7 protein-coding genes are annotated in these 15,849 nt (G+C 46.6%); 4 read left to right on the plus strand and 3 right to left on the minus strand.

All coding sequences use genetic code 11. The features are described from left to right. Positions 1-127: 127 nt before the first annotated feature. Complete coding sequence (locus ACLGGO_RS18130; RefSeq protein WP_446420352.1) at positions 128-1,372, plus strand: tetratricopeptide repeat protein; 1,245 nt, start codon at positions 128-130, stop codon at positions 1,370-1,372. Positions 1,373-1,598: 226 nt separating this feature from the next. On the opposite strand, the gene ACLGGO_RS18135 is transcribed toward ACLGGO_RS18130, so the two are convergent. The 3 genes from ACLGGO_RS18135 to ACLGGO_RS18145 form a co-directional block, all read right to left on the minus strand. Next, a complete protein-coding gene (locus ACLGGO_RS18135) occupies positions 1,599-6,086 on the minus strand; it encodes a CHAT domain-containing protein (protein WP_446420353.1) in 4,488 nt (1,495 codons plus the stop codon). A gap of 399 nt (positions 6,087-6,485) precedes the next feature. Further along, positions 6,486-9,287: a carboxypeptidase-like regulatory domain-containing protein gene (locus ACLGGO_RS18140; RefSeq protein WP_446420354.1), complete on the minus strand. Its 2,802-nt coding sequence runs from the start codon at positions 9,285-9,287 to the stop codon at positions 6,486-6,488. A gap of 541 nt (positions 9,288-9,828) precedes the next feature. Then, on the minus strand, positions 9,829-10,638 hold the full coding sequence (locus ACLGGO_RS18145) for a P pilus assembly protein, chaperone PapD (protein WP_446420355.1): 810 nt from the start codon (positions 10,636-10,638) through the stop codon (positions 9,829-9,831). Positions 10,639-10,942: 304 nt separating this feature from the next. On the opposite strand from ACLGGO_RS18145, the gene ACLGGO_RS18150 reads away from it, so the two are divergent. The 3 genes from ACLGGO_RS18150 (at position 10,943) to ACLGGO_RS18160 (ending at position 15,766) form a co-directional block, all read left to right on the plus strand. Continuing rightward, the gene (locus ACLGGO_RS18150; protein WP_446420356.1) at positions 10,943-11,383 is read left to right on the plus strand and encodes a hypothetical protein; all 441 of its coding nucleotides are present in this window, start codon (positions 10,943-10,945) and stop codon (positions 11,381-11,383) included. A 162-nt stretch (positions 11,384-11,545) separates the two neighbouring features. Next, entirely contained in the window at positions 11,546-13,411 is a 1,866-nt protein-coding gene (locus ACLGGO_RS18155) for a tetratricopeptide repeat protein (protein ID WP_446420359.1), read from the plus strand. A gap of 285 nt (positions 13,412-13,696) precedes the next feature. Continuing rightward, positions 13,697-15,766 (plus strand): S-layer homology domain-containing protein, encoded by a 2,070-nt coding sequence (locus tag ACLGGO_RS18160; protein ID WP_446420357.1) that lies wholly within the window; start codon positions 13,697-13,699, stop codon positions 15,764-15,766. Positions 15,767-15,849: the final 83 nt, after the last annotated feature.

The following is a 15,849-nucleotide window of genomic DNA, read 5'->3' on the forward strand; positions in this document are numbered from 1 at the left end:
CCTCTAAACCCTGGACTCTCTAGAAAAACTATTTTGACAGAATTTATTTATTTAGGAAGATTCCAGCTTGAAGGCTTGGCAGCTAAAATTAAGCTGGAACCTAGATCACGCCTTCCTGAGTCTGCCCATGTTAATTAACGAAATCGAAATGAGTTATGAGTGGGATTCCCTGCCTAAATCTCAACAACATTCACACCCAACTTTAACAATTTCCAGTCCCTTATCCTACCGTAAAACCGCTAAGGAAAAGGCAGACTTAAAGGTAGAAAAGGCAGATGCTTTAGCCAAAAAAGGAGATTATGAAGGTGCGCTTCTTTATTACGATGAAGCAATAACACTTAAGACCGATTGCACCTCAGCTTGGTATCATCAGGGGGTAGCGTTACACCATTTAGAACGTGAGGAAGAAGCTTTAGCGAGTTTCGATAAAGCGTTACAGTTTAATCCTGATAATCCAAAAATATGGAACTATCGGGGGATTACACTACAAACGTTAAAACACTACGACCAAGCGATCGCGTCCTACGATAAAGCGTTGACCTTAAACCCAAATGATGTCAAAGTGTGGTATAACCGGGCAATAGCGTTGCGGAAGTTCAAGCGGTATGAAAAAGCGATTGACTCCTACAATCACGCCTTAGCGATTAACCCCAACTATGGGAAAGCCTGGATTGATCGGGGGAACACATTACGGAAATTAAATCGCCAGCAGGAAGCAATTGCATCCTACGATAACGCCTTGGCAATTCAACCTGATGATGAGGAAACCTGCTGTAGTCGCGGTTTTCTGTTGTATCAATTACATCGTTATCAAGAGGCGCTAGTATCCTTCGATCAAGGGATCAAAGTAAATCCCAATTCGGCTCAAGCTTGGCATAATCGGGCGATGATCTTAAATCACCTAGAACGTTATCAGGAGGCGCTTGAGAGTTGCGATCGCGCTTTGGAGAGTAATCTAGATTATGAGTTAGCCTGGAACACCAAAGCGGTTGTACTTTTAAATCTAAAAGACTACGAATCGATGATTGAGTGTTATGATCACTCATTGCGGATTCACCCTAAGAATTACCAGACTTGGTATTTGCGCGGTAAGACTTTATTTAGGTTAAGGCGCTATGAAGAAGCGATTGACAGTTATGATCAAGCCTTGCAACTCAAACAAGATTATAACTACTGGACAGAACGTGGAAATGCGCTTCAAGAATTACAACGCTATCAGGAAGCCGTCACCGCTTACAATCAGGCGTTAAACTTGAAGCCGGATGATGATGAACTGTGGATGCTACAAAACCTAGCGACTAATCGTAGGCGTTGGCAAAAATGGCATCAAAATCTGGTAAAATTGTGGCAGAAAATTAAAGCCTTGCTTTAATCCCAAAAACCAACCCTAAACCCCTGAAACAAAGGCACATAATCCCCCATCCAGGTTAGTCACCGCCATTATTAACCAGTCCGCAAAAGTCCGCGCAGGCGGACTTTGTTTGTGTAGTTGCGATTTTAATCGCCTTATCAAAAGGGAGTTCTTAGAATGACTGTTCCCTGTTCCCTTTCCTCACCAAAATGTCCCGCCTTAGACCGATAGCCTGACAAATGACAAATTACCACGGACTACCAATCATCATAAATCCCGACCAATAATAAGGATGGGATAAATCAACTTGTCCCAACTCAGCCAATTGTGGCGGTAATAATACCCCACCCCCTGTTCCACTCCCGCGCAATTGTCCCCCTTCAATCACCACATTTCCCCGCAACATTGATAACTGGGCTTCTCGTAGCGCCTCTGCCTTAATTTGAGTCTGACTCAGTTGGTTATAAAACTCAGTCATTAAGGCTAATGTACCTTGGTCACTCACCTGCCATACACTACCTAAGGCACTCTTCACACCCGACGCCACAGCTAATCCGGCAAAGCCTAACTCCGCTTGGTTGTCTCCCACCGCCGTGCGACAAGCCGATAAGACTAATAACTCCACAGGCGGATTATCCCAATTCATCTGTTGCATTTGCGCTAAGGTTAGCTTTTCATTCCACAACTGCACATAGGAATTACTAGGTCCCCCAGATTTAAAATCGGCATGAGTTCCTAGGTGAATAATTTCGTAAGGATAACGCTGGCGTTCTTGAATTAAATTTTCTAATGTAAACTCCTGATTGAGAAAAACTTTACCACCCACTTCTTGGGCAATCGTTGATAACTCTACCGGAACCGCCGGTAACGGATTAAGTTCCGTAAATTCTGATGCCCCCATCGCCAAGATTTGCGGATTTGTCATCGGCTGATAATTACTATTCATCAGACTGAATGTGGGAATCATGCTGAGGCTGTAGTTTTCAATCAAAAACTGTTCACCATCATGCAAGACGGGCATCGGTATCGTCCGCAATCCCGCATCCATGGAAAAGAGTAACGTATCAATTTCAGCCGCTTCCAGTTCCGATGCAATCGGTGCAATTAACCACTGATAAAGTTGTTGCGCGGGTTGCAAATAACCATTCCCCCGGCGGCGAAATGCATCTGTCAGTTGTACTCGCAGTTCGTTCGTAGTTTGTAAAAGTTGATCCTGATTAACCGGGATAACTTTAGTGACAGGTTCGGCGGCGGCGGAAAAGAGGACTAATTTCACGCCATCCGGTTGGGTTACCGCATAAATTACGGCAGAACGATTCCCGGTTTGGCGTTCAATTTCTGCCAACTTCTGTTCAATACTGGCTAAGGAAATCGAATATTGAGAGAAATCCTGCCCAAAGTAATCCGCAAATTCCTTAAGTCGGGCTTGTTCTAAGGATTCAATATAGCGATTCGTCGCCTCCGATGCATCCTGTAGGGTCAAAAGTGGGGTTGAGGCGTTTATAATTGGCAGCGCCTGAGTCACATTTTCTGTGGTGTCGATAAAGGGCAGAGACTCGATAAGATTGTCTGAATCAATCCCCTCAGAAAGATTGTAAATCTCATCCGGGGAAAGAATTGGGTTTATCTGTGGGGGAACAGGTGTCTGTGGAGGAACAGGTGTCTGTGGAGAACCTGCACTGATAATCTGAATATTTCCTGTCGTTTGAGTTGAGGGGAATGATTCCACCGGAGAAATTGTCGCACTACCCGTGGTAAGGGCGGCGGCTATGCCATTCGTCGTCGCATCACCGATTTCAAAAGGTGTTTCATTCTCTCCGCCATGGCTAATCGTAATATTGCCCCCTTCACTCCCCCCAATTGTGGAGATACTCGCAGGTATCCCATTGGCGGCGGTAAAGATATCGGTGGCGCGGAAAAAGCTGTCGGTGTTAACATCGACTGTGCCGCCTGTTGTACCCCCTTCTGTATTAATCCAGCTAACTTGAATATCATTAGGGGCATTAAGGTTAACATTACCTCCTCCGGAACCGCCAGTGGTGTTAAGTTTCCCAGTGGTAATTTCCCGGTTGGCTTCGATGACAACATCCCCACCATTTATATCGCCAGATGTATTAATATCACCCGTAGTAATCGCCCCATTTTGCGCCGTTAGCGTAATTGTTCCACCCGTTGTGGATGAACCACTATCCAGAATTCCACTACGGGTATCAATGCTACCTTCGCTGGTTAACGTAATATTGCCAGTACCCTGGGATTCAACCGTACCACTTCCCAGCAGAGAAATACCAATATTATCTGATGCTGTTGTATCTTGACCCGTACTGCTAAGGAGAATATTACCCGTATTAGAACTTACCTTTGTCCCCAAATCCTGAATCTGAATTCCGCGACTGGAAGCCTCTGTTCCCCCTGTACCCTCTAGGGTAATCATTCCTGAACCTGTGGATTCAACTACACTGCTTTGCAGCATAAAAATACCAAAGTTATTGTTTCCCGTGGCGTTTCCGGCTGCACCACTTAGGACAATATCGCCATCGTTTGAACTTACGGTTCCTGAATTTTGAATCTGAATACCCCGATTCCCATCTGTTCCCGTTCCCGCTGTTCCTTGGAGAGTAATATTGCCTGTACCTGTGGATTCAACCACACCACCCAGCATAAAAATACCAAAGTTATCGTTTCCGGTTGAGTCTCCACCAATACCATTAATTAAAATATCGCCATCCTCAGAACTTACCCTTGTTCCAGGATTTTGTATCTCGATACCGCGAGTCGCATCTGTTCCAGCGCCACCTGTTCCCTCTAAAGTAATCGCGCCTGTTCCTGTTGATTCCACAACCGCACCATTACTCAGAAAAATCCCCGTTTTCGCTGCACCTCCACTACTTCCTCTGCCGGTAATATCAATCGTACCGTCTCCAGAATTGAGAGTTCCACCATTAAGCAGTACTGTTCCTATCGCATCACCGCCAAAGCTTCCCGGTTTTATCGAGATATTACCCCCATTGGTGAAAATTTGCGACCCTGAATTCATCACAAATTGGGCAACTCCTGCATCTCGTTGGGTGGCTAAAGCATTTTCATCATTAATTGTGGCGCTAAAGTTGCCGCCGTTTAAGGTAATGAGCACATTATTAATCGTGATACTTCTGCCCGCTTGTAGGGTCAATGTGGTAATGTTACTGGCATTGATACTCTGATTAATCGTAATATCATTATTCGCTTGTAGAATAACATTGCCCATGAGCTCATTGAGCTGTTCCGTATCAAAGGTAACAGAGTTGCTTGGATTCTCGCCAAACAAATCATTTTGTGCAAAATTATCGGTTCCCCCATCACTAATCGTGATATTTTTCGGATCAAATAAAATAGTTCCTGGATTCCCGGATGTTGCCCCGACATCAACTAATCCTCGGAAAATCAAACTCTCTTTCGCCGATATTTCGACCAAGCCACCATCACCGGAAATGTCGCCCCCTTTGGCACTCACACTGCCATAAAAACGGTTAATTTCATCTGCCCAAGCCACAACTTGTCCAGCCTTTCCTGTGTTTATCCCATCAGCATAAATAACGGAATCCTGACTCACAAATGTCCGTAAAGCATTCGGTATCGCACCTTGTCCTTGAAACCCGCCACCAATCAAAATAGTGCCACCTTTATCACCACCAGAGGCATTAATAGTGGCATTTATTAATCCCACTTGTTCGCCGAATAGATAGACATTACCCCCAAATTGCTCACTAGAGGTATCAATTACGCCCGACAGAATTGTTGTTCCTGCTGTTGTGGGAATCTCGACATTTGAACCGATGAGTCGCACTGTATTTTCTGAGTCAACAATGACGCCTGTACTCTCTTCTTCCTGATGTCCGGTGAGTAACTCAGCTAATTGTAAGGGTGAAATTCCGTCTGCTGTTGGTAGAGAATCTCCCACTGTCGCGGCTTCAAATTCTAGCGACAGTAACATCCCAGCTTGAGAAATCCGGACCACGTTTTCTCCAGGAACCGCCGTAATTGTAATAGTCCCTCCAGGAGAGGAAAGGGTTCCCGTGTTGATCACTTGACCCGCCAGCAGGGTTAAATTTTCTCCCTCAATTACAGCTAATTCACCCGCATTAATAATGCTTCCCGGCTGATTCATCGTAAACGCAAAACGATTTGGGGAACCGACTAACGATTGGTAGTTTGTCTCACCACTGGAATTAAACCAACCATTCTCAAACCCAATCCCATTTGCCGTCGTCGCCGTAAAACTTCCTGGCACATTCAAACTGGCATTAGACCCAAAAATAAAGCCCGATGGGTTCATCAAAAATAGATTAGAGTTTCCCCCGCTGACCTGAATTAACCCATGAATCATCGACGCCTCATTCCCCGAAACTCTACCCAAAATATTACGAATTTGCGGATTGGATAAAAAGTTAGCAATTTGATTAGCATTGAGTCCAAATTGCTGGAAACTGTGGAACAGATTCGCGCCATCTCCGGAAATGCTTCCGCCTGTAATATTAAATTGGTTACCGTCTAAATTAATACTTGTACCCGTCCCATCATCAGCCGCTTTTATCGACTCAGCTTGTAGCGGTTCATGCTTCAGAAATGCCAACGGGATGATCAATACTATCGCTAACCAACGGCTGAACTGAATCGGTGTAGACATGAGCGTTCCCTGATCTTGAGGTAGAAATGCACTGGACTGGTTTAATGGATTAAATCGATCAAACGTCATCCTGTCGGGGGTGGTTGATCGACTCAGAAGAGGTTTTTCTCAATGGATAATTAATAATTGATAATTGACAATTGATTAATTGGGTCTAAGACCTCTTCGTTTACGAAGAAATTAAAAAAGATTTTCCTTAATTTCAATCCTATTCTTTTAAGGAGAGGTCATTATCCATTGTTCATTATCCATTGTCAATTTGTGAAGCATTATTTTGCCGCAGCTTTCTCTAGTATAAAGAAATAAATGCCAAGTGTCAGTGGGGTAGAAAAAAATTCTAGCTAAAATGATTTAAAATTGCCAAACTATGCTATAAATTAAAAGCCGAACTTTTTACGAAGCTTTATATTATAGAGCATATCTAAATGATTTTTGAAATTTATCCCAGTTTCCAGTTCCCAGAGTGAGTTAGGGCGATCGCAGGTTTAATTCCTGAAAGGGTTCTGAATCCTCATCCAGGGTGATTGTCCCTGGTTGGGCGGGTTCCTGATTGATTTGTAGGGTAAAGGTTCCCTGGGGTAACTGTTCGAGATAATAAACACCCGCCCCATTGGTGACGGAAAATCGTCGTTGTTCGCCATCAACGCTAATCGCTTCTACCCTCGCGCCAGCAACGGGATTTCCGGCGGTATCTGTAACTACCCCAGAGAGAGTATAGGATAAGACCAGAGGAACTTGGACTAACGTATAACTTCCCGCTACCACCTCAACCCTGTATGCATCATTGACGGTTTGCCAATCGAGGGGAAATCCAGACGGATCAAAGTCGAGGCGATAGGTTCCCGGTGGTAAGCGTAGCCCAATTCGATCCCCTTGGACTTGGGGACGAAAGGATTGAATCGGTTGGTTATTCAGAATTAATAATAACTCTGGGTTTTCGGTGTAAATATCTTCACCCGGATCGCGCTTACCATTATTATTACGGTCAAAAAACGGCTGAATCAATACCCCGCCGCGATCGCGAAACCGATCTGATTGACGATCGCCAGGAGTTACCCCCTCCTGTACATTTAAACTCGCAACCAGTTCTAGGCTATAATTGGCTTCATTCGAGGTTAAGGATACCCCATCATAACGCCCACGCAAAAGCAAACCGGGTATAATCGTAGTCTGTAGCTGGGCAATCCATCCCGAACCCTGAGAACCCAACCCATAGCCCAACTGAGTTTCCCACAGATAACTCCCATCTTGCGATCGCGCCTTGGATCGATAACGCCAGCCAATTGTGGCTAAATTATCCCGCTGCTGGAGGTTGCGGGTTTCATAAGTCAGCAGTGCAGAATAACCATCACCCAAAAAACGCCCAGACAGATTATAATTCAACTCTGAGCGAAACCCCAATTCATTCCCCTGTTGACTCAGTTGTAAAAATCCTAACCGTTGCGTCGCATTCCAGCGCCAGCGATTTTGGTCATCAATTGTCGCCCGGGCAAAGGTAAAAAAACCACGACGACTAAACCCGGTTTGCATTCCTACCGCCGTACCCTCGCGACTATTATAGGTTCCCAATACCGTTAAACGGGGAAAGACACGCCAATTCAGGTTAAGCCGTTGGGAGAAGCGATCGCTATTGAATTGTAGACTAATATTAGACGTCGGTTCATAACGCACATTAGCATTAATATCCCAATCCCCCTCTTGATCTGGACTCAACACCGACGCCGCCACTTCCAATGGTATCCCTTTGGGGCGAAAAAACACATCAGCTAATCCCCTCGCGGTTTGGTCATAAATCCCACCCACACCTACAGTCAACGCTTCCGATACGCCCCAACGTTGGGCAATTCCTCCCTGAAAATCCTGCCATTCTCCCACAAAATTTTGACGCTTCAATCCAGGTGGTTGATGGGAAAAACCAACTGAAACAATCATCGCCGCAGCCCGATCAGGAATTTGTCCCGGTACCGTAGAAAACGTCGCCTCCCGCACCTCCGGTTGAGCAGAAAGGCGTCCTTGGGGATATAATAAAATGCGATAACTCCCTAAGGTTTGACCCCCAATCGGCACCTCCTCAAACCGATAAACACCCGAAGAATCCACGAGAACTTCAGCCAAGACGCGATCGCTAAATCCCTGTGTCAGGCGTACCAACGTCCCCGGTTCCGCTTCACCCACAATAGTCCGCCCCACCTGCGACGCCTGTAACCGTTGTCCCGGACTAAATCCACCCCCACCAAACGTCACCGGAGGTATAAATCCCTGTCGTTGAATCGTCGTCACACCCCAATAATCCCCCCTCCCCTGACTCCGCCAAAACGTGGGTTGAGAACCAATCACATAATCCGCCCCATCGGTTTGTCGCAAATACTGGGCTTCTGTGAGACTCCAACTCGGCGAGTCTAACAAATCCGGTTGATTCACCCGAACATACCAACTCCCCGATAGTAATGTCCCCACCGCCGCTAATTCCCCCCGATACCGTAGGGAAGAAGCCTCACCCAAACCCGACGTTGACTCTGATCCAGTCGCCGTAATCCGTTCCTCGATCGCGGTTAGGGTAAAATCAGTAGGAGTGATTCGGGGCAAACCTTCCAGTTGCACAGGGGTTTCTGTCGCAATCCCCCCAGTTTTCTGTCCCAACCAAGGGGGATTAAAAATAATTGCATACTCATTAATATCAAATTCTGCGGGAACACCGAGTAAGGTTTGTACCTCTTGAATCGACAAAACCAACCCCAACTCCGGATCATTCCGTAATTCCTGGGGATTGAGACGAGTAATCAATCCAGGCGATCGCACGTCTAATTGCCCATCCGGTAAAGGTGTCACCTCCAGCTTCAACGCTTGAACCACCGCATCATAAGGAATCAGCCACTTCTCAAACTCAACCGCTTGACTACCATCTTCCTGTCCCCGCACCAAAACACTAAAAATTACCGGGCGCCCCCCCACATTCACCCCCACCGGAAACACCGTAAAGTTATCGGAAAATTCGATAACCGGATTGTCTGAATCCTCCCTCTGTGTTTGACCGATTAAATGCGGAGCAAGACTGGAATTGCTTTGAGAAAAAGCTTTAGCCGCTATTCCCACAGCCAAACCCAGCGCGATCGGGATTTGCCACCCAACAGAATATATCACGTAGGGGCGCAAGGCTTGCGCCCAAAAAACCCTAAACTTGCGCCCGGAAAACCTGTAATATCTAATCCACCATTTTAGCTGTCTCACCCCAATCAAATATTGCCGACATTCTTCCTGTAGGTTATCCATGACGGCTGATGATAACGAAAACTTTTCCCCCCACCCAACTTCAATCAGATTTTTGTTAATTTACAGAACTTAACCGCCCCAAAAACTGTGAGAATAATTCTCAACTACTAACGGATTTACGTCAATCCAGCGACTTGGTAGAATTGAACATCTGGGGAAGTATATCCACTTTTCTTCCAATCCTGGACATCATTCCCCAAAACCATTGAAATAGCATCAAAATAAATCCAACTTAGCCTCAATACCCCTCAAAACCCGCACCACTTGGATGCATGTATTTTTGTAAAAAACACATATTTTTTTTGACATAACTCCCTTTTTATGGTATAGCGAACAAAGCCAAATAAACAGCAAAAACAAAGCCCATCGCCTCCCCGACTCAAACCCCACGTACCCTCTGCGACCCTCTGCGCCAACCTCTGCGACCCTCTGCGTTAAAAAAGATCAACCTCTCGACACCACAAGATATACTGTAGGATGGGCACTGACCACCAGCCAAAACTTCAGAACCAATCGGCTCAACCACGCGATCGCCCCTCATTTACCGTGTAGGAATCATCAAATCGACACTAAACGGCTGTGTACGTCGCTCATCATCTTCAGCCCAGATCAACTCACCCGTAAGCTGATATTGACCCGTAGCCAATTGCCCTTCATCAGGATAATTTAATAGAAACTGACGCTCACTCTCCGCCACAATTCCCGTTGGTTTCAAACTCCCCGTCTCCACTACCGTATCTCCCTGTTTTAACGTCCAACTCACCGCTGCTCTAGCCGATGCCATTCCAGTATTTTCAACCAATACTTGAATTTGGTCTTGTTCAGAATTCCAACTAGCACTTTCTACTGCCAAAGTTGGCGATAACTCTCCCTGACGCACATAAACGGTTGTGCCAATTCGTGCCGTTAAAGCGACAGAATTACCACCACTATCCGTCGTTTCCCGGAGCGTTTCCGTAAAAACAACGGCTCGATATTCCCCGTCTGGTAAACTGGGTGGAAAGCGAGTAATTAAACGAATGCGCCGCTGCACTCCCGGTGGTACAGTTAATTCTCTGGGTGAGAATTGCAGGTAAGGGGTTAAATCGCTGGGGCTAGAGTCTAAGATTTGAAACCCATTATCGCCATAAGTAAAGGGTTCCGCGTAAATTCTCCCCCGAAAGGGTTGATTACTGGTATTGGTAACATTAATAATTGCCTGAGCTTGACCCCGGTTGGCTTGGGCTTCAATCACTAAAGGTGACACACTCATCTGGGCTTGCGTCGCACCTGCACATAGTAAAGCCGCAGATAATGCCCAGCGACTGAGGCGAGTCACGGTTGGCAAGACGGAATTAAAACCTAGAGTCATAGCCGTATCAGGGAAGGGTAGGAGTAGGGGGTCTAACTTTTCACGGGAAGTCTAGAAACCTGATTCGGGGCGGGTTTAGTCACATCTCTTGTGCAACCAAAAAGTTGTAGAGACGTTGCATGCAACGTCGGGGCGGGTTTAGTAAAATCTGGGTGCAACCGAAAAGATAGTGGTGAAACCCGCCCCTACAGAGGTGCCACATAACGTGAAAAGTCAGACAGGTTTCCGACGTCTCCAATCGGGGATCTTGCTGGGAGACTCCCTGATTTAGAATAAAACTATGGCGGTGACTTAGGATAAAAATATGGAACCACTGACGCTATCGGCAGCTGCGATCGCAACTCTGGTGATTACCAAAGCATTTGAGAAAACGGGCGAGGTTTTGGGTGAAAAGGCATTAGCCCAGGGTGGCAAGTTGGTAACATTGCTCAAAGCCCGATTCCCTAACGCCGATGCAGCCTTGGCGCGGGTTGAGGAACAACCGGAAGATTGGGGAGAAGCGGTGCTGGAACTTGAAGCCGCCGCGCAGCAGGATCAAGAGGTAGCGCAAGCGGTGCAAGATGTAGCGACGGCGGCGCAGGAAAATGCCAATGGGGAAATTTTGGCACAACTGCAAGCCCTAAAAGCGGCAATTCAGGCTCAACAACCGACGACTAAACAGGAATTTGGCAAAGTCGCAGAAGTCGTGGATAAAGCCGTTTTTGGCAATACCTTCAAGGATTTTAGCGGTGGCGTTCACTTCTGACTACAGTCGCCCGTAGCGGAACGGGTAACGGTAAATCCGCCTCACAATCTTCCTTGGAGTGGTGTACGCCACGATCAATTTTTTGGACGGGAAGAGGCATTAAATACTTTACATCAACAGTTACAAGATAATCAGCAGGTTGCCATTTCTGCTGTGGCGGGGATGGGAGGTGTGGGGAAAACGGAATTGGCGCTGCAATATGCTAGGCGCTATTCCCATCGGGAAAACATTCCGCCGGAATCGGTGTATGAGGGTGGGGTGTGCTGGTTGGATGGGCGAGGTGTGGATTTAGGGATTCAGATTGTCCAATTTGCCAGAACTTATTTACCCTTATCGATTCCAGAGGGGTTAGAGTTACCGCTTCAGGTGGCGTACTGCTGGCGAAATTGGGTACCGCCGGGACAGGTGCTGATTATTATTGATGATGTCACGGATTATCAGCAGGTGCGGCAGTATTTGCCCTCGGATGCTTCTCGGTTTAGGATGCTCATCACGACGCGGTTAGACTTGGGGGCGTCGATTCGTCAGTTATCCCTGGATGTGCTGAAACCGAGAGCAGCATTGGCGTTGTTAGAATCGCTGATTGGACGAGAACGGCTGCAACAGGAACCCTGGGAAGGGCGAAAACTCTGTCGCGAGTTGGGATATTTGCCTTTAGGTTTGGAGTTGGTGGGGCGATATTTGCGGCGAAAACCGGATTTATCGTTACAGGAAATGTTATCTCGGTTGCATGCGAAACAGTTGGAACAGTTAGCGATGAAAAAGCCGAAGTCAGAAGATGATATGACGGCGAAATTGGGGGTAAGAGATGCGTTTGAGTTGAGTTGGCAAGAATTAGATGAGTCAGCGCAGGAGTTGGGGATAGGGTTAAGTTTGTTTGCGGCTACGCCAATTCCCTGGCGGTTGGTGGAGGGGTGTTTGGCGGAAATGGATGAGGAGGAGTTGGAGGAAATTAGGGATTATGGGTTGGTGAATCTGCATTTAGTGCAGCGTCAAGGGAAGGATTTGTATCAATTACATCCGCTGATTCGGGAATTTTTGATTAGTAAGCGGGAAGCGTCAGGGATAGCGGATAAGTTGAAGCGGGATTTTTGTCGGGTGATGGTAGGGGAGGCAGATAAAATCCCGCAGACGCCGACATTGGCAGAGATTAAAGCAGTTAATCCGGTTATTCCTCATATTGCAGAAGCGGCGACGAGTCAACAAGACTGGTTGGCGGATGATGATTTAATTGTGCCTTTTGTTGGGTTGGGTTGTTTTTACAAAGGTCAAGGACTCTATGAGCAAGCTGAACCTTGGTTTAAGGATTGTCTATCTGTCACTGTCCAGCGTTTGGGAGAAAATCATCCCGATGTGGCTGCTAGCCTTGATAATTTGGCAAACCTCTACTCTTTTCAAGGATGGTACGAGAAAGCCAAACCTTTGTTTCTACAAGCCTTAGAATTGAGAAAGCGCTTGTTGGGAGAAAATCATGCTGATGTTGCTACTAGCCTCCATGGTTTGGCAAAACTATACATGGCTCAACAATATTACGACCAAGCTGAACCCTTGTTTTTGCAAGCTTTAAAACTGAAACAATGCTTGTTGGGCAAAAACAATCTTAACATTGCCGCTATCTTCGATGATATGGCAGTACTATACTCTCTTAAAGACAATTATGTTAAAGCTAAAAAATTTTTTCTGCAAGCTTTGAGTTTAATAAGAGAATTATTAGGAGAGGATCATATTTATGTTGCCAAAAACATCTATAATTTAGCAGGTCTCTACTATTCTCAAGGACGCTATGAGGAAGCTGAACCTCTTTATCTAGACGCTTTAGCACTGTTCAAACGCCTGCTGGGAGACAATCATCCCCATGTCGCATTAAGCCTGAATAATTTAGCAGGACTCTACAAATCTCAAGGACGCTACGAGGAAGCTGAACCTCTTTATCTAGAGGCTTTAGCCATTGCCGATCGCACGTTAGGCTCTAATCATCCCAATACTGTCACTTTCCGTAAGAATCTGCAACTCCTGCGCGATAGATAACGCCATTCTCCCTGATGGTGCTTATGGGAGTGGCTGGGAAAAGTTGGCGGCGGATGGGGTAAGGGATGGAACAGATAAATTATTCATGTCACCGATGAATTATCGAAACTCATTTGTTTAATCTCCTAGCTTCTACTGGCGTGACACAGGTAAAATAGGGCTTTGTAGTAAGCACAAAGAGTGCTTTAAAGCCTAGCTGGAGAGGGCTAAGGTTCCCTCACTACAAAACAAATCTATTCCACAATTGCTGAAATAGGTTACTTTAATATCGGAAATTCTAAACGAATGGTTCAATCCACTCTCTATGTCAACCCAGCCACCGGGAAAGATACCAACACAGGCTCTGCGGATGCTCCATACCGCACCTTAACCCACGCCATCAGACAAGCCACCGCTGGAACCATGATTTCCTTGGCAGCGGGGATGTACAATGCGGCTAACGGTGAGCAATTCCCGATTGTGATTCCCTCTGGAATCCGAGTCATCGGCGACGAACCTAGTAAAGGCAAAGATATCTCTATTGTGGGGAGTGGTGATTATGATAGCCCCAGTTTTGGCGCTCAATCCATTACCGTCAGAGCCGATTCTCAAGCCGAATTGCGCGGAGTAACGGTGACGAATCCAGTCACCAAGGGAACCGGGATTTGGATTGAATCCAGCGCCCCGATTATCGTCAATACTACCCTAACCCGTTGCGGTCGTGAGGGGATTTTTGTCACAGGGACGGCAAAACCCGTAATTATGGATAATGAATTAAGCGAAAATGCCTCCAGTGGTATCTTTCTGGTGCGAAATGCCAAAGGGGAACTGCGGCGCAATCGCTGTCAACGCACGGGGTATGGCATTGCCCTAAGTGATAATGCGGCTCCCTTAATTGCCGATAATACCTTAATTAATAATAAGGCAGGAATTGTTCTATCTCGCCAAGCTCAACCCGTCTTGCGCCGGAATCGGATTGAAAATAATACCGATGGGGGGCTAATTGTCAATGGGTCTGCCCAACCGGATTTAGGGAATCGCCAAGACCCAGCCGGGAATATTCTGCAAAATAATGGCAAAATTGATCTGCAAAATAGTACGTCCTTAACCTTGGTTTCGGTGGGTAACTTGTTAAATCCTGCCCGTATTTCTGGTGCGGTTACCTTTGGTGCAGCACAGGTTCCGGCATCAACCCTGGGTCCGATTCAGTTTAGTGATTTGGGCAATCATTGGGCAAGTCGGTTTATTCAGGAATTAGTCAAACGGGAGTTAATTAGTGGCTTTCCTGATGGCACATTTAAGCCCGAAGCAAATATTACCCGCGCCCAGTATGCGGCGATTCTTGCCAAAACCTTTAACTTACCCCGCCAGGTGGGGGCGACATCTGGGTCATTTCGCGATGTCGCGGATAACTTTTGGGCGGCGGCGGCGATTCGCAAGGCGGCGAGTATGGGATTTATCTCTGGATTCCCCGATGGTACGTTTCGCCCCCAGGAAAATCTGACGCGGATACAGGCGCTGGTATCTGTGGTGAATGGGTTGGGATTAGGGGGTGGGAATGGCAACATACTTTTGTTTTACCGCGATCGCGCCCAGATTCCCAGCTATGCTACAGATGCCATTGCTACGGCGACACAACGGCAATTAGTGGTGAATTATCCCCGCCCTGAAGAACTTGTTCCCATGCAAGCGATTAGCCGCGCCGAAGTCGCCGCCTTAATTTACCAGGCGTTAGTCTCAACTGGCAAAGCCTCAGCTATCACATCCCCTTATATCGTCAACCCGGAGGGTTATGTTCCCTCGTTTAGTGATATTCAAAATCATTGGGCGGCTGATTTTATTCGCCCCCTCGCCGGATTAAACTTGATTAGCGGCTTTGCTGATGGTAGCTTTAAACCGGATGCCCCATTAAATCGGGCGCAATATGCGGCGTTAGTGGTCAAAGTCTTTAACCCCACACCCATCCGCCCCGCTACTCAATTTATCGACGTTCCCACCAACTTCTGGGCGTCAGCCGTCATTACTCAAGCCTATCGCGGTGGCTTCCTCTCCGGCTTCCCCGACCAAACGTTTCACCCCCAGCAAAGTTTACGGCGGGTTGAGTTGATTGTCTCCTTAGTCCAAGGGCTGTCTTTACCAGAGGCAGAGGAAAATCTCTTGGAATTTTATCAGGATCAAGATAATATTCCCATCTATGCCAAATTTGCTGTAGCGGCGGCTACTCAAGCCGGCATTATTGTCAATTATCCTAAACCCACCTGGTTAAACCCAAAACAAGCCGCCACTCGCGCCGATGCCACGGCGTTTCTGTATCAAGCATTGCTGCAAAGAGGGCGTGTCAATGCTATCAATTCCCAGTATATTGTTCAAGGATGAGGGAGTTATCAGTTATCAGTTATCAGTTATCAGTTATCAGTTATCAGTTATCAGTTATCAGTGAGCAGTTATCAGTTATCAGT

Source organism: Coleofasciculus sp., from assembly GCF_046565525.1.
GTDB lineage: Bacteria > Cyanobacteriota > Cyanobacteriia > Cyanobacteriales > Coleofasciculaceae > Coleofasciculus.